Source organism: Burkholderia sp. Ac-20353, assembly GCF_017104785.1.
Lineage (GTDB): Bacteria > Pseudomonadota > Gammaproteobacteria > Burkholderiales > Burkholderiaceae > Burkholderia.
This window is the reverse complement of sequence record NZ_JAAGPL010000047.1, coordinates 1-22,434: the sequence shown is the minus strand read 5'-3', so window position 1 is coordinate 22,434 and position 22,434 is coordinate 1. Positions and strand designations below refer to the sequence as shown.

18 protein-coding genes are annotated in these 22,434 nt (G+C 67.1%); 10 read left to right on the top strand and 8 right to left on the bottom strand.

The annotated features are described in order from the left end of the window. Positions 1-17 precede the first annotated feature (17 nt). Positions 18-1,463: a cytosine permease gene (locus tag G3N94_RS16220; protein WP_205793539.1), complete on the bottom strand. Its 1,446-nt coding sequence runs from the start codon at positions 1,461-1,463 to the stop codon at positions 18-20. A gap of 366 nt (positions 1,464-1,829) precedes the next feature. On the opposite strand from G3N94_RS16220, the gene G3N94_RS16215 reads away from it, so the two are divergent. The 4 genes from G3N94_RS16215 to G3N94_RS16200 all read left to right on the top strand — a co-directional run bounded on the left by G3N94_RS16215 (position 1,830) and on the right by G3N94_RS16200 (position 6,823). Next, positions 1,830-2,987 carry a ring-hydroxylating oxygenase subunit alpha gene (locus tag G3N94_RS16215; RefSeq protein ID WP_205793538.1) on the top strand — a complete coding sequence of 386 codons (1,158 nt, stop codon included), beginning with the start codon at positions 1,830-1,832 and terminating at the stop codon, positions 2,985-2,987. 27 nt (positions 2,988-3,014) lie between these two features. Further along, on the top strand, positions 3,015-4,475 hold the full coding sequence (locus G3N94_RS16210; protein ID WP_205793537.1) for an NAD-dependent succinate-semialdehyde dehydrogenase: 1,461 nt from the start codon (positions 3,015-3,017) through the stop codon (positions 4,473-4,475). 125 nt (positions 4,476-4,600) lie between these two features. Continuing rightward, entirely contained in the window at positions 4,601-5,590 is a 990-nt protein-coding gene (locus G3N94_RS16205) for a PDR/VanB family oxidoreductase (RefSeq protein WP_205793536.1), read from the top strand. Positions 5,591-5,752: 162 nt separating this feature from the next. Continuing rightward, positions 5,753-6,823 (top strand): PAS domain-containing protein, encoded by a 1,071-nt coding sequence (locus G3N94_RS16200; protein ID WP_205793535.1) that lies wholly within the window; start codon positions 5,753-5,755, stop codon positions 6,821-6,823. Positions 6,824-6,930: 107 nt separating this feature from the next. On the opposite strand, the gene G3N94_RS16195 is transcribed toward G3N94_RS16200, so the two are convergent. Continuing rightward, positions 6,931-8,010: a tartrate dehydrogenase gene (locus tag G3N94_RS16195; protein ID WP_205793534.1), complete on the bottom strand. Its 1,080-nt coding sequence runs from the start codon at positions 8,008-8,010 to the stop codon at positions 6,931-6,933. A 230-nt stretch (positions 8,011-8,240) separates the two neighbouring features. Between G3N94_RS16195 and G3N94_RS16190 the strand changes: the two genes are divergently transcribed. Then, positions 8,241-9,149, top strand: coding sequence for an HTH-type transcriptional regulator ArgP (locus tag G3N94_RS16190; RefSeq protein WP_205793533.1), 909 nt, complete (start codon positions 8,241-8,243; stop codon positions 9,147-9,149). Positions 9,150-9,171: 22 nt separating this feature from the next. Here the strand turns inward: G3N94_RS16190 and ltaE are convergent, their stop codons facing one another. Further along, positions 9,172-10,185, bottom strand: coding sequence for a low-specificity L-threonine aldolase (ltaE, locus tag G3N94_RS16185; protein WP_205793532.1), 1,014 nt, complete (start codon positions 10,183-10,185; stop codon positions 9,172-9,174). Positions 10,186-10,562: 377 nt separating this feature from the next. Here ltaE and G3N94_RS16180 point away from each other — a divergent pair, with 377 nt between their 5' ends. The 3 genes from G3N94_RS16180 to G3N94_RS16170 are packed head-to-tail and all read left to right on the top strand — an operon-like array spanning position 10,563 to position 13,154. Next, positions 10,563-11,975, top strand: coding sequence for a cytochrome ubiquinol oxidase subunit I (locus G3N94_RS16180; protein WP_205793531.1), 1,413 nt, complete (start codon positions 10,563-10,565; stop codon positions 11,973-11,975). 32 nt (positions 11,976-12,007) lie between these two features. Further along, entirely contained in the window at positions 12,008-13,015 is a 1,008-nt protein-coding gene (gene cydB / locus G3N94_RS16175) for a cytochrome d ubiquinol oxidase subunit II (RefSeq protein ID WP_124600945.1), read from the top strand. Next, the gene (locus tag G3N94_RS16170; protein WP_124600946.1) at positions 12,987-13,154 is read left to right on the top strand and encodes a hypothetical protein; all 168 of its coding nucleotides are present in this window, start codon (positions 12,987-12,989) and stop codon (positions 13,152-13,154) included. The genes cydB and G3N94_RS16170 overlap by 29 nt, the downstream gene beginning before the upstream one ends. A 92-nt stretch (positions 13,155-13,246) precedes the next feature. Here the strand turns inward: G3N94_RS16170 and G3N94_RS16165 are convergent, their stop codons facing one another. Next, positions 13,247-13,948 carry a hypothetical protein gene (locus tag G3N94_RS16165; RefSeq protein WP_205793530.1) on the bottom strand — a complete coding sequence of 234 codons (702 nt, stop codon included), beginning with the start codon at positions 13,946-13,948 and terminating at the stop codon, positions 13,247-13,249. A 97-nt stretch (positions 13,949-14,045) separates the two neighbouring features. Between G3N94_RS16165 and G3N94_RS16160 the strand changes: the two genes are divergently transcribed. Further along, on the top strand, positions 14,046-14,954 hold the full coding sequence (locus G3N94_RS16160; RefSeq protein ID WP_205793529.1) for a LysR substrate-binding domain-containing protein: 909 nt from the start codon (positions 14,046-14,048) through the stop codon (positions 14,952-14,954). Positions 14,955-14,986: 32 nt separating this feature from the next. Here the strand turns inward: G3N94_RS16160 and G3N94_RS16155 are convergent, their stop codons facing one another. Beyond that, positions 14,987-15,181, bottom strand: a complete 195-nt coding sequence (locus tag G3N94_RS16155; protein WP_124600947.1) for a YqaE/Pmp3 family membrane protein — start codon at positions 15,179-15,181, stop codon at positions 14,987-14,989. 227 nt (positions 15,182-15,408) lie between these two features. Next, positions 15,409-17,097, bottom strand: a complete 1,689-nt coding sequence (locus tag G3N94_RS16150) for an alkaline phosphatase family protein (RefSeq protein WP_205793528.1) — start codon at positions 17,095-17,097, stop codon at positions 15,409-15,411. A 288-nt stretch (positions 17,098-17,385) separates the two neighbouring features. On the opposite strand from G3N94_RS16150, the gene G3N94_RS16145 reads away from it, so the two are divergent. After that, a complete protein-coding gene (locus G3N94_RS16145) occupies positions 17,386-17,604 on the top strand; it encodes a hypothetical protein (RefSeq protein WP_205793527.1) in 219 nt (72 codons plus the stop codon). A 54-nt stretch (positions 17,605-17,658) separates the two neighbouring features. Here the strand turns inward: G3N94_RS16145 and G3N94_RS16140 are convergent, their stop codons facing one another. Further along, positions 17,659-21,516 (bottom strand): DUF748 domain-containing protein, encoded by a 3,858-nt coding sequence (locus G3N94_RS16140; RefSeq protein ID WP_205793526.1) that lies wholly within the window; start codon positions 21,514-21,516, stop codon positions 17,659-17,661. Between the two features lie 161 nt (positions 21,517-21,677). Further along, the coding region (locus tag G3N94_RS16135) for a DUF1214 domain-containing protein (RefSeq protein ID WP_205793525.1) at positions 21,678-22,434 on the bottom strand (757 nt) is incomplete at its 5' end.

Sequence of the window (22,434 nt, the reverse complement as noted above, 5' to 3'; positions counted from 1 at the left end):
AGTTCGGTTGTGACGGATCAGTTCAGGCCGCGATCGGCTGCCTCGACGAGCTTGCGTTCCGCTTCGGTGTCGAGCGAACGGCAGGCCCACAGATAGACGAGCGCGGCAACCGGCAGGCCGACCAGCATCGCGATGTCGGTGCCGCCGAGCGCGCGCGCGACGGGGCCGCTGTACATCTCGGTCTTGAAGAACGGGATCATCGCGACGAAGCCGATCGCGTACGCGGTCAGGCCGCGCCAGTTCCAGCGGCCGTAGATGCCGCGCGGGTTGAAGATCTCGCGCACCGAGTAGTGCGTATGACGAACGAGGAAGAAGTCGACGAGGTTGATCGCGGTCCACGGTGTGAACAGATAACCGAGGATGCCGAGGAAGTCGCCGAACTTGCCCATGAAATCGTCGGATGCGGCGAACGCGAGCGAGGTCGCGACGAACGCGACGATCATGAGGCTCACGATGCGCTTGCCGGCGCTCGATTTCAGCGGCTTGAACGAGTCGGTGATGCTGAGCAGCGTCAGCGACGCACCGTAGAAATTCAGGCCCGTGATCGCGAGCAGCCCGAGCAGCGACAGCAGCAGCGTGATCGAACCGAAACCCGGATGGATCGCGTCGCCCGCGCGCTGCACCGCGTCGGCGATCTCGATCTTCGAGTTCAGCGCGGCGGCAGCCGTGCCGACCAGCATCATCCACACGCCGCCGATCAGCGCGCCCGTGAAGGTCCACCAGAACGTCGCACGCACGCCGGTCGTCGGCGGCAGGTAGCGCGAATAGTCCGACACGTAGATCGACCACGACAGTTGATACGCGGCGGCCGCGAACAGCTGCACGAGGAACGGCGTCGCCTTGAAGCCCGCGAACGACAGCTGGTCGGCCGGGAACGGCACCTTCACGCAGATGCCGACGCTGAACACCGTCAACGCGATCAGCAGCGCGATCGCAAGCCAGCGCTGCGCCTTGTGGATCAGGTCGTAGCCGAACACCGCGAGCGCCACCGCGATCGCGGTGAATACGATATAGCTGACGTGCGGCTCGGTGCCGAGCAGGTGATGCGCGGTCTGCCCCGCCATCAGCTGGTTGAACGAGTTGTAGCCGACATACGTGACGAGCGCGACGACCCACACGAGCAGCGCGCCCATGTAGCCAAACTGCGGCCGCGACTGGATCATCTGCGGCAGGCCGAGCTGCGGCCCCTGGCTCGAGTGGAACGCCATGAAAAACGTGCCGAGCAGGTTGCCGATCAGCACCGCGATCGCGCTCCACAGCAGGTTGCCGCCCATGCTGACCCCGATCGCGCCGCACGCGATCGTCGCAAGATTCGCGTCGCCGGTAAACCACACCGGCCACAGATGCCACGCCTTGCCGCGCCGCTCCGCGAGCGGCACGTAATCGATCGAGCGCGCCTCGATGCGCGATTTGCCCCGGCTGGCGTCCACCGCCAGTCCGTGGGCCACTGCGTCCTGTCTCATGTCTCCTCCATGTGCGTCCGATGGCGCCGGTCGCGCACCGTCCGATGGCCGGGCGCGAGCCCGGCGACGGCACGGCGGTCGATCGTATGCTGCCGTCGTTACCTTCAGTTAACAATGAACTACTGGTTAACAATGGTACGCAGTTCAATTAGGCGACCCTACTGGCGCATTCGCCTATTGACGTTTCTAAAAATAGTCGCGACTTGTGATCAAACGCAAATATCAGACAAATTCCGCCATCTTCGGCGATTGCGATCCGTCCATCTCGGGATAACCCTGATCCAAATCAAGCCGCACATCCCCTATATTTCGTTAACCGTTAGTTTTAACGTAACCGACAGTTAATTTTCAGAACCCGACGCCATCATGACCTACCTGCCGATCGAATTCCACCAGAAAGCCAAGCTGCCGCAACTCCCGGCCGATTTCTGCGCGAACCCGGAACTCGCGTGGACGATCCCGAAGACCTATTACACGTCGCAGGAGGTCTTCAAGGCGGAGGAGGAGAAGATCTTCGCCGACACGTGGATCTGCGTCGCGCACCGCAGCGAGCTGACCGAAGCGAACCAGTACGTAACGCGCGAAGTGATCGGCGAGAACATCCTGATCGTGCGCGGCAAGGACAAGGTGCTGCGCGCGTTCTACAACGTGTGCCCGCACCGCGGCCATCAGCTCCTCGAGGGCAGCGGCAAGGCGAAGAACGTGATCACCTGCCCGTACCACGCATGGACCTTCAAGCTCGACGGCGCACTCGCGCACGCGAACAATTGCGATCACGTGCTGGAATTCGACAAGGAGAACTCGAGCCTCGTGCCGGTCAAGGTGGAGGAATACGCGGGCTTCGTGTTCATCAACCTGAATCCGGACGCGGGCACGGTCGAAGACCAGCTGCCGGGCATGCAGGACCGCCTGCGCGCCGCATGCCCGGTGATCGACGACCTGAAGCTCGCCGCGCGCTTCGTCACCGAGACGCCTGCGAACTGGAAGTCGATCGTCGACAACTATCTCGAGTGCTATCACTGCGGCCCCGCGCACCCCGGCTTCTCCGACTCGGTGAAGATCGACAAGTACACGCACACGCTGCACGGCAACTGGACGCTGCAGTTCGGTTACGCGGAGTCGTCGGAGCGCTCGTTCAAGCTCGACCCGTCGATCACCGACGCGAGCTTCCAGGGCTTCTGGGCATGGCCGTGCACGATGTTCAACGTGCCGCCGGGCGCCGACTTCATGACCGTGATCTATGAATTCCCGGTCAGCGCGGAAATCACGCTGCAGCACTACGACATCTACTTCCTGAACGAAGCGTTGACCGACTACCAGAAGAACCTGATCGAGTGGTACCGCAACGTGTTCCGCCCGGAAGACCTGCGCCTCGTCGAAAGCGTGCAGAAGGGCCTGAAGTCGCGCGGCTATCGCGGCCAGGGCCGGATCATGGTCGACCAGCGCCGCAGCGGCGTCAGCGAACACGGCATTGCACACTTCCACAACCTGCTCGCACAGCAGTACCAGGGCTGCCAGGACTGACCCAACCCGCACCAGGACGACACCGACATGACTTTCCTTGAACAACCGGGCCTGCTGCGTGAGCAGGCATACATCGCCGGCGTGTGGCGCGGCGCCGACGACGGCGCGACGCTCGACGTCACCAACCCGTCGACGGGCGAGCTGATCGCGCGCGTGCCGAACATGGGCGCGGCCGAGACGCGCGCCGCGATCGATGCCGCGCACGCGGCGTTCGCGAGCTGGCGCAACACCACCGCAAAGGAGCGCGCACGCCTGTTGCGCGCGTGGTTCGAGCTGATCATGGCCCGCCAGGAAGACCTCGCGGCGCTGATGACGCGCGAACAGGGCAAGCCGCTCGCCGAAGCGCGCGGCGAGATCGCGTATGCGGCCTCGTTCGTCGAATGGTTCGCCGAGCAGGCGAAGCGTATCGACGGCGACGTGATCCCGAGCCCGAACCCGGACCAGCGCCTCGTCGTGACGAAGGAGCCGGTCGGTGTGTGCGCGGCGATCACGCCGTGGAATTTCCCGGCGGCGATGATCACCCGCAAGGCCGCGCCGGCGCTCGCCGCGGGCTGCACGATCGTGATCAAGCCGGCCAACGAGACGCCGCTGTCCGCGTTCGCGCTCGCGGCGCTCGCCGAGCAGGCCGGCATTCCGGCCGGCGTCGTCAACGTCGTGACCGGCAAGTCGCGCGAGATCGGCGCGGAGATGACGTCGAGCCCGCTCGTGAAGAAGCTGACCTTCACGGGCTCGACCGAAGTCGGCCGGCTGCTGATGCGTCAGTGCTCGGACACGGTCAAGAAGATGTCGCTCGAACTCGGCGGCAACGCGCCGTTCATCGTGTTCGACGACGCCGATCTCGACAAGGCTGTCGAAGGCGCGCTGCTGTCGAAGTACCGCAATGCGGGCCAGACCTGCGTGTGCGCGAACCGCTTCTTCGTTCATGATTCGGTGTACGACGAGTTCTGCCGCCGGTTCGCCGCGCGCGTCGCGGCGTTCAATGTCGGCGACGGCTTCGACGCGGACGTCAACATCGGCCCGCTGATCAACGAAGCCGCGCGCGACAAGGTCGACGGCCTCGTGCGCGATGCGCTCGCGCAAGGCGCGCGCGTGCTGGTGGGCGGCGCGCCGCATCCGCGCGGCGGCAACTTCTACGCGCCGACCGTGCTCGCCGATGCGAAGCCCGGGATGGCCGTGCTGACCGAGGAGATCTTCGGGCCGGTCGCGCCGATCGTGCGCTTCACGACCGACGACGAAGTCGTGCGGCTCGCGAACGATTCGATCTACGGCCTCGCCGCGTATTTCTACAGCCGCGACATCGGCCGCGTATGGCGCGTCGCCGAGCAGCTCGAATACGGGATCGTCGGCATCAACAGCGGACTGATCTCGAACGAAGTGGCGCCGTTCGGCGGCGTCAAGCAGTCCGGCATCGGACGCGAAGGCTCCAAGTACGGGATCGAAGATTTCCTGTCGATCAAATACCTGTGCATGGGCGGCGTGAGCACCTGATCCCCTGATCCCCGTTGCACGCGCGGCGGCTTCGGCCGCTGCGCGCCGTATCCCGGACCGAACGACCCCAGCCATACCCGCCGCGCGGCGCCCGTCCGATCCGCCCGCCGGTAAAGGAATGCCAGATGAATGCCCGTGAATCGATCTCCGTCGACGTCGTCGCCGTCGAGACCCTGACCCCGCTGATCAAGCGCTTCACGCTCGCGCTGCCCGACGGCGCGAGCCTGCCGTCGTTCAGCGGCGGTGCGCATGTGCTCGTGTCGATGCAGGACGGCAACGCGTGGCATCACAACGCGTATTCGCTGCTCAGCTCGCCGCACGACACGCGGCACTACCAGATCGCCGTGCGCCGCGAGGAAGCGTCGCGCGGCGGCTCGGCGTTCATGCACGAGCGCGTGACGGCCGGCACGCAACTCGCGATCGGCTCGCCCGCGAACCTGTTCGAGCTCGACCGCCGCGCGCGCCGCCACGTGTTCATCGCGGGCGGCATCGGCATCACGCCGTTCCTCGCGCAGCTTGCCGAGCATCGGCCGGGCGGCGAACTCGAACTCGAACTCGAACTCGAACTCGAACTCGAACTGCATTACGCATACCGCAGCCCCGAGCACGGCGCGTTCGTCGACGAACTGAAGGCCGGCCCGCACGCGGCGAACGTGCACACGTACGTCGACAGCCTCGGCCAGCGCCTCGACCTGCTGCGCCTGTTCAAGTCGCTGCCGGCCGACGCGCACGTGTACGTGTGCGGCCCGCAAGGCCTGAACGACGCGGTGTATGCGAACGCGGCGCTGCTCGGCTGGCCGAAGGCGCAGCTCCATTCCGAGCAGTTCGCGGCGACCGACACGGCCGGCCAGGCGTTCACGGTCGTGCTCGCGCGCTCTGGGCTGGAGCTCGAGGTGCCCGAGGACACGACGATCCTGCAGGCGATCGAGCGCGCGGGCGTGAAGATCGAATCGCTGTGCCGCGAAGGCGTGTGCGGCACCTGCGAGGTCGCGATCCTCGAAGGCGAGGCCGATCACCGCGACCAGTATCTCGACGACGACGAGAAGGCCGCGCAGAAGACGATCCTGCTGTGCGTGTCGCGTGCGCGCACGCGTCGGCTCGTGATCGACCTGTAAATTTTTCCTCGCGCCGTATCCGTTAAACTACCGCGGATACAGGGAAACCCGGCGCGCCATCCCCTCCCGACGCGGCGGCATGGCCCGCGGCCCGCACGATGCGGCCGCGGGCCATGCCGCCCTTGTCGTTTGGCCGCGCGCCGCCGTCACAAAGAGGAATGGATGTCCGAGGATACGTTCGCGTTCCGTCTCAAGGTGCTCCTCGAGCACAAGAAGCTGAGCCTGCAGCAGGTCGCCGACGTGGTCGGCATCTCGCGGCCGGCCGTGCACAAGTGGACGCGCGGCGGCGAGATCGACTATTCGAACCTGCGCAAGCTGGCCGCGTTCCTCGACGTCAACTGGGTCTGGCTGCGCTACGGCGACGACGCGGTGAAGGACCTCGGCCTCGGCGCGCAGACCGAGCTGCCGATGACCGACCTGCGCCGCCGCTACACGGCCGAGATCGTGTCGAGCGAAGCGCGGATGAAGCAGGCGCAGGAAGCGGCCGGCATCGTCACGTGGGAATGGAATCTCGTCAGCGACGAGCTGATCTATTCGGCCAACTGCGCGAAGCTGTACGGCCGCGAAATCCACAGCAACGAGGAATTCTGGGAGATCCTGCACCCCGAGGAGCGCAGCTGGCTCAACAGCCAGGCGCTGCAGCAGGCGGTCGCCGCGCGCGAGCCGTATGTGTGGGAATTCCGGATCGTGCTGCCCGACGGCACCGTGCGCTGGATCGAATCGCGCACCGCGACGCTCGTCGACGATGCGGGCCGGCCGACCCGGATGGTCGGCACGACGATCGACATCAGCGCACGCAAGGCGGTCGAACAGCGGCTGCGCGCGCAGATCGCGCTGCTCGCCGGCGGCGAGCGCCTGGCGGGGCGCGGCGCATGGCAGTGGCGGCCGGAGCAGGACGAAGTGAACGTATCGGATGAATGGTGCCGGCTGTTCGGCGTCGAAGCGGCCGCCGCGCCGCGCCGCCATGTGGAGCTGCAGGCACGCGTGCACGCGGACGACCGCGCGGCGCGCGAGGCCGCGGTGCAGGATGCGCTCGCCCGTCAGGGCGACTATCGCGCGCTGTACCGCGCGCTGTTGCCGGACGGCACGTGCCGGCTGCTGCTCGAACAGGGGCACGTGCAGCCCGCCGACGACGGCGAAGGGCTGCAGCTCACCGCCGTGTGCCGCGCGGCGGAACCGGCCGACGCGATCGCGTTCGCGACGCAGCCGAAAGCGGCGGTCACGCCGCACTGAGCCGAAGGCGCGCAGCGATGCGCGTTTGGCGTTTGAGCAGCCGCATGCGGCGCAGCAGGCCGGCGTTCGGTATCCCGAATCCGGCCTCGCGTTTCACGCTTGCGGCGTCAGATCGCCGCCGCAACCGCCTGGCCGACGGCCGTCGTATCCGCCGTGCCGCCCATGTCCGGCGTGCGCGGCCCGTCCACCAGCACCGTCTCGATCGCGCGCATGATCGCGTCGTGCGCGTCCTTGAAGCGCGCGTCGCCGTCGCCGAGGAAATCCAGCATCATCGCGCCGGACCAGATCATCGCGATCGGGTTCGCGATGTTCTTGCCGAAGATGTCGGGCGCCGAGCCGTGCACGGGCTCGAACAGCGACGGGAACGTGCGCTCCGGATTCAGGTTCGCCGATGCCGCGAGGCCGATCGTGCCCGTGCAGGCGGGGCCGAGGTCGGACAGGATGTCGCCGAACAGGTTCGACGCGACCACGACGTCGAAGCGGTCCGGCTGCAGCACGAAGCGCGCGGACAGGATGTCGATGTGCTGCTTGTCCCACGCGATGTCCGGATAGCCGGCCGCGACCGCCGCGACGCGCTCGTCCCAGTACGGCATGCTGACCGCGATGCCGTTCGACTTGGTCGCTGCCGTCAGCTTCTTGCGCGGGCGCGTGTTCGCGAGCTCGAACGCGTACTTGAGGATACGGTCGACGCCGTGCCGCGTGAACACCGCTTCCTGCAGCACGAATTCACGGTCGGTGCCCTCGAACATCTTGCCGCCGACCGACGTGTATTCGCCTTCGGTGTTCTCGCGCACCACGTAGAAGTCGATGTCGCCGGGCTTGCGGTTCGCGAGCGGGCACGGCACGCCGGGCAGCAGGCGCACCGGACGCAGGTTCACGTACTGGTCGAATTCGCGGCGGAACTTCAGCAGCGAACCCCACAGCGAGATGTGATCGGGCACCTTGTCGGGCCAGCCGACCGCGCCGAAGTAGATCGCATCGTAGCCGCGCAGGGTTTCGTGCCAGTCGTCCGGCATCATCTTGCCGTGCTGCAGGTAGTAGTCGCAGCTCGCCCATTCGAAATGCGTGAATTCGAGGTCCAGGCCGAATTTCGCGCACGCGGCCTGCAGCACGCGCACGCCTTCCGGCATCACTTCCTGGCCGATCCCGTCACCCGCGATCGCGGCGATCCTGAATACCTTGCTCATCGTTCGTTCTCCGTTGCGTCTGTGTGTCTCGGTGTGTTTCTGCCTATCGCGGCTGCCTGCGCGGAATGCACGCACCGCATGCACGCTAGGATGCCGGAAAGCGCGCCGCGGATAATCGGCGGGACTGTGGACGCATTTTGCACGTTTCGTGGACAATCGCGCGTTGCGCCGGCGACGCGCATGCGTCCCCGGCCCGTCACTGTTCACCTTCAAAGGACCTCATCACCCCCATGTCGATGACGCTCGATCCGAAGCAGGCCGCCGCGCTGCTGGCCGTTGCCGACACCGGCAGCTTCGAGCAGGCGGCCGTCCGCCTGCACGTGACCGCGTCCGCCGTCACGCAGCGCGTGCGTGCGCTGGAGACTAGCCTCGGCACGCCGCTCGTGCTGCGCACGCGGCCGTGCCGGCCGACCGTCGCGGGCCAGCGCGTGCTGCAGCACCTACGCCGCGTCGCCATTCTGCAGGCCGATCTGCAAAGCGCGCTCGCGGCCGAGCGCGAATCGCCGATCTCGGTCACGATCGCGCTGAACTCGGACAGCCTCGGCACCTGGTTCCTGCCTGCGCTGACATCGGTGCTGGCCGGCGAGCGCATCCTGTTCGAGCTGATCGTCGAGGATCAGGACCACACGTTCGCGCTGCTCGAAAGCGGGATGGCGGTCGGCTGCGTGACGACCGAGCCGAAGCCGATGCGCGGCTGCGTCGCGACGCCGCTCGGCACGATGCGCTACCGGCTGCTCGCCGCGACCGCGTTCGCCGCGCACTGGTTTCCGCGCGGCCTGACCCGCACGAGCGCGCGCCGCGCGCCCGTCGTCGCGTATTCGCGGCGCGACACGCTGCAGTCGTCGTTTCTCGAGGAAAAATTCGGGCTGCCCGTCGGCGCGTACCCGTGCCATTACGTGCCGGGCACCCATGCGCATTTCGCGGCCGTGCAGCACGGGCTCGGCTATGCGATGGTGCCGGCGCCGCTCGTCGGCGACACGCCACTCGACGCGCAAGGGCTCGTCGATCTCGCGCCGCGGCATCCGACCGACGTCACGCTGTACTGGCACGCGTGGACCGTGCAGTCGCCGGCGATGGCGTCGCTGTCCACGCGCGTCGTCGAGGCCGCGCGGCGGCTGCTCGCGCCGCTCGCGCGCTGAACGTTGCGTCCTCGTTCCGTCCTCACCCGCGGCGCTGCGCGAAATACGCGCCAACCGCATCGACGAACGTGTCGATGTCATCGCGCGACACGTCGCAATGCGTGACGAAGCGCGACGCGTAGAGCATCTGCGTGAGGATTCCGCGCGCGCTGAGCCATGCCTCGAGCGGCGCGCAGTCGGCTTCGGGAAACTGCGCGAACACCATGTTCGTCGCATGCGACAGCACCTTCACGTCGTCGATGCGTGCGAGGCCTGCGGCGAGATGCGCGGCATTCGCGTGGTCGTCCGCGAGCCGCTCGACGTTGTGCTCGAGCGCATACAGGCACGCCGCCGCGAGAATGCCCGACTGCCGCATCCCGCCGCCGAGCACCTTGCGCCAGCGATGCGCGCGCTCGATCAACGGCCGGCTGCCGACCAGCACCGAGCCGACCGGCGCGCCGAGGCCCTTCGAGAAGCAGATCGACACCGTGTCGAACGGCGCTGCCAGTTCGGCGATCGAGCGGCCCGATGCGACCGCAGCATTGCAGACGCGCGCGCCGTCGAGATGCGCGGACAACCCGTGGCTGCGCGCGACCGCGACGGCCTCTTCCGCATAGCCGGTCGGCAGCACGCGGCCGCCGATCGTGTTTTCGAGCGCGAGCAGGCGCGTGCGCGCGAAGTGGTTGTCGATCGGCTTGATCGCGGCGACGATCTTGTCGATCGGCAGCGTACCGTCGAGCGCGTTCTCGATCGGCTGCGGCTGGATGCTGCCGAGCACTGCCGCGCCGCCGCCTTCGTACTTGTAGGTATGCGCATGCTGGCCAACGATGTATTCGTCGCCGCGCTCGCAATGCGCCATCAGCGCGGCAAGGTTGCTCTGCGTGCCGCTCGGGAAAAACAGGCCCGCCTCCTTGCCCGCGCGCTCGGCCGTCGCGGCCTGCAGGCGCAACACGGTCGGGTCGTCGCCCCACACGTCGTCGCCCGTTTCGGCGGAGGTCATCGCGGCCAGCATCGCGGAGCTGGGGCGTGTCACGGTATCGCTGCGTAGATCGATCATCGGTGTTTCCAGAGTGAACGCATGCCGATACGGACCTCCGATACCGGCGGTGCAGAAACGAGACTCCGAGTGTACGCAATTCGCCGTGCGTTTGCCTGACTGCGGCGGGCCGGCCGCGCTTGCGATGCCGCATCGCGCCATATTGACGCAGGTGCGGCAGGCCGCCGCATCGCGCGCGCACCCGCGATGCAACGCGTTCTTGATACGAATCAACGATTTACCCCGCAAAGGCCGCGCGCGGGCTGGACATCTGCGACGAGTTGGCACATTTCGCGCCGCAACATCGCGTCCCATACTCCAGCCAACCCTGCAGCCGCCATTGGCCAGGGTCCGCCGGCAGCCCCGCCGGCGGGTATCGACAGCTTCGGTCAACTGGTATGGATACCGCTTTCTCGGCCCTCGATCTGGCCCGCCTGCAGTTCGCATTCACCGTCTCCTTTCACATCGTCTTTCCGGCGCTGAGCATCGGCCTCGCGAGTTTCATCGCGGTGCTCGAATACCGCTGGCTCAAAACCGGCAAGCAGTACTACAAGACCCTGTGCCTGTTCTGGTCGAAGATCTTCGCGGTCGCGTTCGGGATGGGCGTCGTCTCCGGCGTCGTGATGAGCTATCAGTTCGGCACCAACTGGTCCGGCTTCTCGAGCTTCGCCGGCTCGGTCACCGGCCCGCTGCTGATGTACGAAGTGATGACCGCGTTCTTCCTCGAAGCCGGCTTCCTCGGCATCATGCTGTTCGGCTGGAACCGTGTCGGCCCGCGCGCGCACTTCGGCGCGACGCTGATGGTCGCGATCGGCACGATCATCTCGACGTTCTGGATCCTCGCGTCGAACAGCTGGATGCAGACGCCGCAGGGCTTCGAGATCGTCGACGGCCGCGTCGTGCCGACCGACTGGTTCGCGATCATCTTCAACCCGTCGTTCCCGTACCGCCTGTTCCACATGGCGATTGCCGCGTTCATCGTGGCCGCGCTGGTGGTCGCCGCGACCGGCGCGTGGCACCTGCTGAAGGGCCGCCGCGACCAGGGCGTGAAGAAGATGTTCTCGATGGCGCTGTGGCTGCTGCTGGTGCTCGCGCCGGTGCAGGCGCTGATCGGCGACCAGCACGGCATCAACACGCTGAAGCACCAGCCCGCGAAGATCGCCGCGATCGAGGGCCTGTGGGAAACCGAGAAGGGCGGCACGCCGCTGAACCTGTTCGGCATTCCCGACATGCAGGCCGAAACGACGCGTTACGCGGTGAAGGTTCCGCATCTCGGCAGCCTGATCCTCACGCACAGCTGGGACGGCGAGATCCGCGGCCTGAAGGAATTCCCGCCGGAAGACCGGCCGAACTCGACGGTCGTGTTCTGGAGCTTCCGGATCATGGTCGGCCTCGGCTTCGCGATGATCGGCCTCGCCGCGCTCGCGTGGTTCCTGCGCCGCCGCGGCCGCCTGTATGAATCGAAATGGTTCCAGCGCTTCGCGCTCGCGATGGGCCCGACCGGCTTCGTGTCGCTGCTCGCGGGCTGGGTGACGACCGAAGCGGGCCGCCAGCCGTGGGTCGTGTACGGCGTGATGCGCACCGCGCAGGCCGTGTCGCCGCTCACCGCGCAGCAGGTCAGCATCTCGATGATGACGTTCGTGATCGTGTACTTCCTCGTGTTCGGCACCGGCGTCTACTACATGCTCAAGCTGATGAAGGCCGGCCCCGCGCTGCCGGACGTCAAGCACGACAACTTGCCCGACACGCGCCCCGACCACACCGCGCGCCGCCCGATGTCGGCCGTCGACGACCTGATCGAGACCGTCTGAACGGCCCACCCAACACGCATACGAGGATTTTCATGGACGTCACCGTAATCTGGGCCGCGATCATCGCGTTGGGGCTCTTCATGTACGTCGTGCTCGACGGCTTCGACCTCGGCATCGGCATCGTCTTCCCGTTCTTCCCAGACGAGAAGGAACGCGACCTGATGATGAACACGGTCGCCCCCGTGTGGGACGGCAACGAGACCTGGCTCGTGCTCGGCGGCGCCGGCCTGTTCGCGGTGTTCCCGGTCGTGTATTCGACCGTGCTGTCCGCGCTGTACCTGCCGCTCGTGTTCATGCTGGTCTGCCTGATCTTCCGCGGCGTGTCGTTCGAGATCCGCGCGAAGGCGCGCCGCACCAAGCAGCTGTGGAATCTCGCGTTCATCGGCGGCTCGGCCGGTGCGACGTTCTTCCAGGGTGTGGCGCTCGGCGCGTTCCTGCAGGGCATCCAGGTCAAGGACGGCGTGTTCGCCGGCGATGCGTTCGACTGGCTCACGCCGTTCAGCCTGCTGACCGGCCTCGGCCTGATCGTCACCTACGCGCTGCTCGGCTGCTGCTGGCTCGTCGCGAAGACCGAAGGCGACCTGCAGCGCCGCCTGCATCGCGTCGTGTGGCCGCTGACCGTCGTGTTGCTCGGCTTCATCGCGATCGTCAGCCTGTGGACGCCGCTGCAGGATCCGGCGATTGCCGAACGCTGGTTCGATTCGGGGCTGTTCTGGCGGCTGCTGCCGGTGCCGTTCCTGGTCGCGGGCTGCGCGGTGTGGATGTACCGCGCGGTGCGCAGCCGGCACGACATGACGCCGTTCGTGCTCGCGCTGGCGCTCGTGCTGCTCGGCTACGTCGGCCTGCTCGTCAGCCTGTTCCCGTACGCGATTCCGCAGACCATGACGATCTGGGAAGCGGCGGCGCCGCGTTCGAGCCAGACCTTCACACTGGTCGGCGCAGCGGTTATCCTGCCGATCATCATCGCCTACACGACGATGGGTTACTGGGTATTCAGAGGGAAGGTGCGTCATGAAGACCAGCACTACTACCACCACTGAGCACGACGCCGCGCCGCGCTCGAAACTGCGCGGCTGGATGTGGTTCGTGCTGCTGTGGGCAGGCGGCGTCGCGGGCGCCGTGACACTCGGCTATGTGTTCAAGATCTTCATGAACCTGACGCTGTTTGCCGTGAAATAAGCTGAAGTAATCGTGTCGGGCCGGTGTCGCCGCGCAACGGTTTCGCCGCGCGCGGCACGCGGCCCGCATCGCATCACGCCCGCCATCGTCCATCACCGCCTGCACGGCGTCGCGCACATCGCCTTGTCCACTTCGTCGAAGAACGCCTGGTAGTACGCGGGCTCGACGACAGTCTTGGTGCGCGAATCGCCGTTGCTGTCCCACACCGTGCGGTCGAACCGCGCGCGCACGACCGTCTCGCGCGAGGCAAGCATCTCGCGAACCGTCACGACCGCGGCCACGCGCTCGTGATCGGGCTTCGCAGGAATCCAGCCGATACGAGCCTTCACCGCACCGCGCAGCAACTGCCGCCACTTCGGAAGCAGCGTGTCGCTGCGGCCCGCTTCGACGAGGCCCGTGTCACGATCGACCGTCACCGGCGCATAGCCCTGTGCGCGCAGCACGCCCGCCACCGCGTCGAGCGCATGCGCCTGCGACTCGCCCGCGTAGCGGCGATCGGTGAGCATGCGCAGCGTCTGCCGTTCCGCATCCGTCAAATCGACCTCGGTCTGGCTCGAGCTGTAGCGCACCAGCGAACCGCCGCTGCCGATCTGGCGCTCGGTTTCCGGTTGCGCTGCGCATCCGGTGAGCGCCGCAAACAGGCCCGCGAATGCCAGCGCGCGCCGCGCGCGTGCCGGTGACTTCTCGGTCGAACAACGCGTCGACTGCGGCGTCGACCGCGACGTCGTGCGCCGCGCGCGTCGCAGGCGGCGGATTCCGGTTGATCGGAAGTCGGGCGGCAATATGATCGTCATCGGGCGTTCTCCAGTCGGCGCCATGATAGGGACGCACCTCCGCCTCGACAAACGACATTTTTTGACCGACTGTGTAGCTTTTCTTCGCGATCTCACGATGCGCCGCCTGCCGCCCCTGAACGCGCTGCGCAGCTTCGAAGCTGCCGGACGCCTGCAAAGCCTGACCCTTGCCGCCGAGGAGCTGAACGTGACCCAGAGCGCGGTCGCGCAGCAGATCCGCGTGCTCGAATCGTTCTTCGGCGCGAAGCTGTTCGAGCGCGACGGGCGATCGCTGCGGCTCACGCCGCGCGCGCGGCACTATCTGGTCGACGTCGCGAGTTGCCTCGGGCGGCTTGCGCAGGCGACCGGGCAGATGTTCGATGCGGTCGGCAGCCCGTCGATCCGCGTCGATACGACCGCGTCGTTCGCACACGGCTGGCTGCTGCCGCAACTGGCCGTGTTCCAGGCCGCGCATCCGGGCATCGACGTGCAGCTCACCACGACACCCGACGCCGAGCAGGACCGGCTCGACGAGACCTGCGACGTCGTGATTCGCCGCTACACGCCGGAGCTGCGCCGCAAGGACTTCGTGTCGCGGCCGCTGCTCTCGGGCGTCGCGGTGCCCGTCTGCGCGCCCGGCCATCCGCTGCTCGAGCGCTTGCGCGTGCCGTCCGACCTGCGCAACGCGCCACTGCTGCACTACGCGGGCGTGCCGCAAGCGTGGCAGTACTGGTTTCATCAGGCCGGCACGGAAGTGTCCGAGACGCTGCGCGGCCCGTTCTATCGCGAGTTCTTCCTGCTGCTCAAGGCCGCCGCCAGCGGGCTCGGCGTATGCCTCGCCACGCGCGCCGTCGTGCGCGACGACCTCGAAAACGGCCGGCTCGTCGCGCTGTTTCCCGAGGTCCGGCTGGAAGGGCCGCCGTTTCATTGCCTGTATCGCGACGACGACGACGACCGGCCGCTGCGCACGTTCGTCGACTGGCTGTTCGCGCGCGCGCTGGAACTGGACGGGCCGGCGCTGTCGTGAACCGGGCGGCAAGGCCGCCCGAACCGGTCCCCTCAGCGCCGCTGGCCCAGCGCCGCTTCGATCTTGCGATCGGTCTTGTACTGGCTCAGTGCATAGACCGACCAGATCGCGGCCGGGATCCAGCCGATCAGCGTCAGTTGCAGGATCAGGCAGATCAGCCCGGCAATCGGGCGGCCGATCGTGAAGAACTGCAGCCACGGCACCAGCAGGGCAAGAAGCAGACGCATGGGTGATCCTCTTGGTACGTCGTTGAACGGGTAATGCGCGGTCAATATGGCGTTTCGCGCCGACAAATTCAAGCGTCGTCCGTCCGGCACGGCAGGGTCGCCGATGATCCACGCATCACGCGGTGCACCCAGCCGCGCGCAAATGCGAACGCGGCGCCGTCGACCGCCCGGCGCCGCGCATGCCGCCTGCCGCCCCCGGGCGGCAGGCAACCCTCCCTGATTGTCTGTCAGCGCTCGATGCCAAGCCCCGGCAGCACGCGCGTATGCTCGACGACGACCGCGTGCAGCAGGTCCGGATCGACGCCGAGCAGACCGAGGATCGTCGGCGCGACCTGCTTGGTCCCGACATAGTCGTTGACCGTGCGCGCACGATGGAGGCCCGGGTACGACACGAGCAGGCCGAGGTGGTTGTCATCCGGCGCGTTGCCGCCGTGCTCCTCGTCCTTCTTCTTGCTCGCCGTGTAGATCACGCCCGGATTCGGCTGCACGATGATGTCCGGCGTGCGGCCGTTGGCCGGATCGCCGAAGCGGTCGGCGAGCGCCGAGCCGTACAGGATGTACGCCTGCGGACCGTCCGCGCAGATCCCCGGCGCGTTGCAGCCGAGGTTCGCCTTCAGCGTCTGGACGACGGCGGTGCGCTGTTTGCGATCGCGCAGCCAGATCAGGCCGACGTCGTCGGTCTGCACGAAGCCCGTGTTGACGAGGCCCGTGCCGTCGTTCAGGTTGCCCGACTTCGTATTGTTCTGGCCGAAGTTGCCGTTCTGGTCGAGGTAGTTGTTCTGTTCGAGCAGCGCCGTCAGCGTGTCACCGTTCTTCACGAGCTTCGTGGAATCGGTCGGCGACTGGCCATGCTTCGCCGTCACGATCACGGCCGTCGAGCTGTACAGGTGTTGCTGCTTCAGTTCGTCGACGATCCGGCCGATCGAGTTGTCGACATACGTGATCGCGTTCGCGACTTGCCCGTTCGGCGTGAAGTTCGCGTCCATGTAGCCGCCGCCCTTCGTCACCAGCGCCTTCTGCGCGACGCTCAGCGTCTGGAAGTCCGCACCGAACACCGTCGGCACCGACGCGGCCTTGCCGGTCGAATCCTTGCCGTCGATCTGGTTGATCAGCGCCTGCACGTGCAGGTTGTCGAATTGTGCGGTGTGCGAATAGACGTCGGTGTAATCGGAATTCGTCACCGGGTCGATCGAGTTGATCTCGGTGCGCATCAGATCGTCGACGCCGTTGCCCGACGGGCCGTTCACCCAGTCGTAGCCCCATGCGTGCTTGTCGGCCCACGCGGTGCGGGCATTCGGAATCGCGGCCTTCACGGCCTCGAACACGGTGTTCGTCTTCACGTAGTTGTGCGGATAGACCGGCACGCACTTGCCGTTCAAGAGCGCGTTCGGGATCGCCTGCGGGTTGAATGCGCCGCCGCCGTTGATGTTCTTGAGCTTGCCGCCATTCATCGCGTCGATGCCGGTCGTTTCGTCGAACACGACGTTCCAGCCCTGCTGCCCCGAACAGGTCGTGTCGGTCGGCGCATACAGCGTGCGGTCATACGACACGTCGTAGAACAGGCCGGCCGTCTTCGGCGAGCCGCCCGTCAGCAGCGCCGCGAGGCCCGGAAACGAATCCGACAGGCCCGGCGTGTGTGCGTTCGCGTAGGTCACGCCGCTTTGCGCGAGCGCCGCCACGTTCGGGCACGTGTTCGCGCCGATGCAGCGTGCGAGATCCTGCTCGTGCAGGCCGTCGATGCTGAGCAGCAGCACGTGCTTCACGACACGGCGGCCGTGGTCGCCGTGGTTCCCCTGATTGTCCTGGTTGCCCTGATTCCCTTCGCCCTGCTGCGCGTAGGCACCCGCGCTCGCGAGCGCCAGCGCGCCCGCCACCACCATAGCCAGTTTCCGCTGCTTACCGAAGAACGAAATCATTACCCACCTCATCGATTGACGTTGGACCGCTTCCCCTGCGAACAGGCGCGTCAATATCGCCGAGCTGTGGGGCGCGACCATGAAGCGAGGCTTTCTGTTATCTGTCAAACGTAACCAATCGCAAGTGACTTGAATTGGTCGCAATGGAATGGCTGTAATGCGCCACGTTGGCGATCCCGACTCGGCGAAGTCCGCCACGCAGGGATCGGGCCGACCTTGGATTTTTGTCGGCTTGGCGTTCGACTATTGGCGTGTGATAAAGGGTTTTCCCTGACCCGGAGCACGAGAATGTCGACCCTGGAAGCCTTCCGGTTCGTGCTGGACGATGCACGCACCCCCGAAATCATTCGTCATCACGTCGTCGATGCGCTGCAGTACGCGCTGCGCAACTACGGACAGGTCTTCACGACGAAGGAAATCCAGTGGCTGACGCAATGGGACGATCCGCGTCTGCCGCTCGCGGCGAGGAGGGAACTGGACAAGCGCGAGCCCGTTGCCGCGCGCTGAATGACGTTCCGCCGCCGCGCCTGAAAAGACGCGGCAGCGGAAGTGCGACGGGGATTACTTCAAGCCGAAGTCGACGCGCGTCGTCGCGCCCTTGTCCTCGATGCCCTTCGCATCGAGCTTCGGCGCGACGATGAACATCCGGCTCGAATCGATCTTCCCTTCGAGATACTGACGCACCGACTGCGCGCGGTCCTGCGCGAGCATGCGCAGGCTGCCTTCGTCGACCGGCGCGTGCTCGGCGAGCGCCTTCTTCATGTCGTCGTCCGGCAGTGTCTTCTGCAGGCCGACCAGGTTGCGCGGCTTCTTGAAGTCGGCAGCCTTGTACGCGCGCGTCAGGTAGGTGTGGTATTCGGCCGGCTCGACCTTCACCGAGCGCGTATCGACGCTCTCGCCCTGCCCGACGACGTCCTTCAGCTTCTGCTGCCGCACGAGCCGGTCGACGTATGCGTCGCGCAGCCCCGGCGTGTCCTTGTCCGGATCGACACGGCCGATCAGGTCGAGGCGGATCGACTCCTTCTCGTTCAGCATCTTCACGACCGTATCGAGCTTCTTCTGCTGCGCGTCGCTCAGATCGGACATGCCGGGCGCGAACTCGACATAGCCGAGCTCTTCGCCACCGCTGCCGAACGCGTGCGCGAGCAGCGTGAACGGCGACGTGACGGCCTTCGCGATCAGGTTCAGCACCGCACGCCAGATCAGCCCGCCGACGCTGAACTCCGGATTCGACAGCGAACCCGACACCGGCAGGTTCACGTCGATCTGGCCGCGCGAGTTCTTCAACAGCGAGATCGCGAGCTTCACCGGCAGCTTGGTCGCGGTGTCGTTCTCGACGTGGTCGCCGAACGTCAGCTGGTCGATGAAGATATGGTTGTTCGCCGACAACTGGTCGTTCGCGAGCTGATAGTGCAGGTCGACGTTGAGCTTGCCCTTCGTGATCGGATAGCCCGCGTACTTCGCCGAATACGGCGTCAGGTTGGTCAGCTCGATGTCGTGCGCGGTCGCGGTCAGGTCGAGCGCCGGCTTCTCGATCAGCGGGTTGACCGTGCCCTTGATCGAGATCGGACCGTTGCCCGCGAGGTTCGCGGCGACGTCGACCGGCGCGGGCGTCGTCGAATCCGTGCCGAACGCGCCGACCGTGCCCGTGATCGCGACGAGGTTCGCCGTGTAGTTCGGCTTGATGAAGTTGTCCGTGTAATTCACGCGGCCGTTCTGCAGCACGAGTTCGCCGAAATGCATCCGTACCGGCTTCTGCGGCGGCGTGGCGGCCTTGACGAGCGCCGGCGCCGACGCGGCAACCGGTGCCGACGCTGCCTGCGCGACCGCAGCCGACGCCGCCTGCGCGGCGGCCGGAGCCGATGCCCGCTGCGGCGACAGCGGCACCGCGTCGCCCTCGCCTTTGCCCTTGCTGGCGTCGCGCGTCAGCGACTGCGCGGGGCCGCTTTCCTTCGCGACGATATCCTTCAGGTTCAGCCGCCCTTGCGCGTCGAGCAGCACGCGGCCGTAGAAGTTCGCGAACGTCACGCGCGACGCGTCGACGTCGGTGCCCTTCTCGTCGTAGGTCGCCTTCAGGTTCGACAGCGCGAGCGAGCGCCAGCCCGCGAACGGGTCGGACGTCACCTTGTCGAGCATCCGCACGTCGACGAGCGCCGCGTCGCCGCGGTACGACGCGCGCATCGCGTCGTTCGCTTGCGCGTACGTCAGGTTGCCGTTCGCATTGAGCAGCGCGCTCGCGACGGTCGCGTTCAGCGCGCTGCCGAAATACGGCTCGAACGCCGCCGCATCGAGGCGGTTGCCGTTGATCTTCAGGCCGAGCTTCAGCGGCTGCGCGGTGACATCGCCGGACACGTTCAGCGAGCCCTTGCGGTTCAGCGTCGCCTGCAGTTTCACCGGCAGCGGCTTCGTCAGGTCGTCGCTGAGCTTCTCCACCGACAGCTGCAGCGGCTTGATCGCGAGCTTCACCGGACGCGGCGTCGACAGGTCCGTGTAGTTCGCGGCCGAATCCTTCACGTTCAGCGCGTCGATCCGGTAATGCCACGACGGCGCGGCGGCCTCGGCCTTGCGCGCGACCGTGCGCGCAGGCAGCGCCTTCTGCGCGGGGCCCGCGAACGCCGCGAGATCGATCTGGCCGTCCTTCAGGCGCGTCACGTCGAGCGAGAGCCCGCTCGCGTCGACGCTCGCGATCTGCGCGGTGCGCGTCGCGAGATCGACTTTCGCGATCTTCGCGCTCGCATCGGGCAGCACGATGGCCGGTGCCTTCGCGTCCGGCGTCGCGACCTTCAGCGACTTCAGGCTCACTTCGCTGTCGGCAACCTGCGCGTCGAGCGGGGTCTTGCCCCAGTCAGCCTTCGCGTTGACCGTCGCGCCCAGCGTGCCGTCGAGCACGCGCGCGCGCGTCGCTTCGCCGAGGTACGGCTGCAGCGCCGGCAGCGCGAGCGCATCGACCGTCAGCTTCGTGTCGGCCTGCTTCGCCGCGACGCTGAACGCGCCTTCGGCCTTCACATCGCCGCCGCGCGACAGCGATGTCGACAGCGTGTACTTCGCCGGCGTATTGCCCTGCAGCGTGAAGCCGTCGAGCGTCGCCGCGACGTGCGTGAGCGACAGCGTGGTCGGCGTCGCGGGCACGCGGTCGTCGAGATTGATCGTGCCGCCGTCGATCGCGAAGTGGCGGATCGTCAGGTCGAGCGGCTGCGCTTTCGTTGCGGTCGTTGCTGTCGCTGCGTTCGTGGCGTTCGTTGCCGCCTGCGCTTCGGCGACCGATGCGGCCTGCACCGCACTCGGCGCTGCCGGCATGGCCACGCCCGACGCCGCCGGCGCGGCCGACGTCGCCTTCGCGTTCGGCTCCGCCGCGGGGCGCGCGGCGAGCTTCTCGACGTTCAGCACGCCCTGCCGGTCGCGCGCGAGATCGACGACCGGCTGGTCGACGCGGATCTCGTCGAAGTGCAAGACGTTGCGCAGCGGCTCGAGGCCGGCCGCCGCGACGTGCACGCCGCGTGCGGCGAACAGCGGCTCGGACGCCGCGCTCGTCACCTTCGCGTCGTTCAGGTCGACGGTGCCGGACACGCGCAGCGCCGGTTCCGCGCCGCTCATCACGAAGTTGACCGTCAGGTTGCTGCTGAGCAGGCCGCTCTGCACGGCGACCGGCAGCTTCGTCGGCACGTACGAGATCAGCTTCGGCACGTCGAGCCGGTCGAATTTCAGTTCGATCTCCGATTCGCGCGACTGCGCGAACGGCTTCGTCCTGCCGTCGAGCGCGATCGGGCTACCGTCGAACCGCGCGCGCAGCTTCGGCTGCACGAAGATGTCGGTCTTCGACGGCAGCGTCGCGATGAACGGGATGCCGAGCGTCCAGTTGTCGACGACGTGCTTCTCGTTCAGCAGGCGGTCGTCGAAATCGATCCGGCCGTCGTTGATCTGGATGTTCGACACCGAGAAGTAGGTCGGCTTGCTTTCCGGCTTCGACGGCTTCGAGAACTTCTCGATCAGGTCGGTGAAGTTGAAGCGCTGCGCGTCGTAGCGGACGATCCGCAAGCGCGGCGCATCGAGACGGACCTCGTTGACGATCGGCGCGCCGCGAAACAGCGACGTCCACGACGGCCGCACGACGAGCTTGCCGATATCGATGAAATCGCCCTGCCCGCCGCGCTCGCCGAGATGGATGCCGTCGGCTTCGAGGTTCAGCGTGTACGGGTTCAGCGCGATCCGCCGGATCGTCGCGGGACGGTCGAGCTGCTGGCTCAGTTGCTGCTCCGCGACATGGCGGATCAGCGGCGGCGCGGCGAAGAACCCGAGCAGTCCGAACAAAACGAGGAAGATCAGCACGCCGAGGCCGATGCGCCGGGTCCGGCGCGCGCGCACGACGCCGCCGAGGGCGCGAAGAGTCGAGTTTGCGGTTTCTTTGTCTTGACTTGCCATGCTCGATTGCCAGGGAGACGACGGCTGGGCGATCCGGAAAGCCGGTCCGCCCAGGCCGACTATCTCGAAAGTATAGGCTCAGGGAGTGATGGGACGCTGATCGGGAACGGTAATCGGGCGCCGCCGCGGTCGCCGTTCGGACAGCCGCGGCGGCAGCGCGTTCACTTGCGCACGACGACCGGCGGCAGCCACGAGCCGTCGCTCGCCTTCGGCTTCGGCGCGTACAGCCGCAGTGCGAGCGCAAAATCCGCGCGCGGCGCCGGCAGCCAGTTCGGCGCATGCGCGCCGCCCGGCGACACGGCCGACACGACGATGTCGATCGAGCCGTCGTGGTTGCGCCGCAACCGGTCGCGGTCGCCGAGCGAACGGCGCGCGGCGCCGACGTCCGGCAGCGCGCCGTCCGTCGTGTACGGCGTAAGGGTCCAGAACGCGCGCACGGGCGGCAGCGCGCCCGGCGCGAAATGCAGCGCGTAGCGGTTCGCGCCGTTCAGCGGATGGCCGTCGCTGTCGACGCGCACCACCGCGAGCGTCTCGTCGTCGCGGGTCGCGGTGCCGAATTGCGTATAGGCCGCGTAGGCGCGCAACGCGTAGTCCTGGCCGTACTTGCCGGCCGTATCGCCGAGCCAGCTCCAGCCGTTCGCGCTCAGCAGGTTCGGCGGCGGCGCCGCGAGACGCGCCCGCGCTTCGGCGACGCCGGCCGTCGCGGCGGCGAGGCGATCGCCGGTCCACAGCACGGGGTAGCCGGCGGACACGCCGATGTCATCGAGCAATTGCTGCGCGTGCGCGTCGTCGGCGGGCGCCGGGTTGTCCTGCAGTGCCTGCGCGAAACGCGTGAAGTACGCCTTCGGCGCGAGCGCGGCGACCTGCTCGGCCGGCGTGCCGCCGCTCGCGGCCTCGGCGGGCGCGCTGCCGGCGTGA

Bases quoted from the DNA above. Each gene is read 5' to 3' on its own strand.
- G3N94_RS16220 (WP_205793539.1), bottom strand. From the start codon at position 1,463: ATGAGACAGGACGCAGTGGCCCACGGACTGGCGGTGGACGCCAGCCGG.
- G3N94_RS16215 (WP_205793538.1), top strand. From the start codon at position 1,830: ATGACCTACCTGCCGATCGAATTCCACCAGAAAGCCAAGCTGCCGCAA.
- G3N94_RS16210 (WP_205793537.1), top strand. From the start codon at position 3,015: ATGACTTTCCTTGAACAACCGGGCCTGCTGCGTGAGCAGGCATACATC.
- G3N94_RS16205 (WP_205793536.1), top strand. From the start codon at position 4,601: ATGAATGCCCGTGAATCGATCTCCGTCGACGTCGTCGCCGTCGAGACC.
- G3N94_RS16200 (WP_205793535.1), top strand. From the start codon at position 5,753: ATGTCCGAGGATACGTTCGCGTTCCGTCTCAAGGTGCTCCTCGAGCAC.
- G3N94_RS16195 (WP_205793534.1), bottom strand. From the start codon at position 8,010: ATGAGCAAGGTATTCAGGATCGCCGCGATCGCGGGTGACGGGATCGGC.
- G3N94_RS16190 (WP_205793533.1), top strand. From the start codon at position 8,241: ATGTCGATGACGCTCGATCCGAAGCAGGCCGCCGCGCTGCTGGCCGTT.
- ltaE (WP_205793532.1), bottom strand. From the start codon at position 10,185: ATGATCGATCTACGCAGCGATACCGTGACACGCCCCAGCTCCGCGATG.
- G3N94_RS16180 (WP_205793531.1), top strand. From the start codon at position 10,563: ATGGATACCGCTTTCTCGGCCCTCGATCTGGCCCGCCTGCAGTTCGCA.
- cydB (WP_124600945.1), top strand. From the start codon at position 12,008: ATGGACGTCACCGTAATCTGGGCCGCGATCATCGCGTTGGGGCTCTTC.
- G3N94_RS16170 (WP_124600946.1), top strand. From the start codon at position 12,987: ATGAAGACCAGCACTACTACCACCACTGAGCACGACGCCGCGCCGCGC.
- G3N94_RS16165 (WP_205793530.1), bottom strand. From the start codon at position 13,948: ATGACGATCATATTGCCGCCCGACTTCCGATCAACCGGAATCCGCCGC.
- G3N94_RS16160 (WP_205793529.1), top strand. From the start codon at position 14,046: ATGCGCCGCCTGCCGCCCCTGAACGCGCTGCGCAGCTTCGAAGCTGCC.
- G3N94_RS16155 (WP_124600947.1), bottom strand. From the start codon at position 15,181: ATGCGTCTGCTTCTTGCCCTGCTGGTGCCGTGGCTGCAGTTCTTCACG.
- G3N94_RS16150 (WP_205793528.1), bottom strand. From the start codon at position 17,097: ATGATTTCGTTCTTCGGTAAGCAGCGGAAACTGGCTATGGTGGTGGCG.
- G3N94_RS16145 (WP_205793527.1), top strand. From the start codon at position 17,386: ATGTCGACCCTGGAAGCCTTCCGGTTCGTGCTGGACGATGCACGCACC.
- G3N94_RS16140 (WP_205793526.1), bottom strand. From the start codon at position 21,516: ATGGCAAGTCAAGACAAAGAAACCGCAAACTCGACTCTTCGCGCCCTC.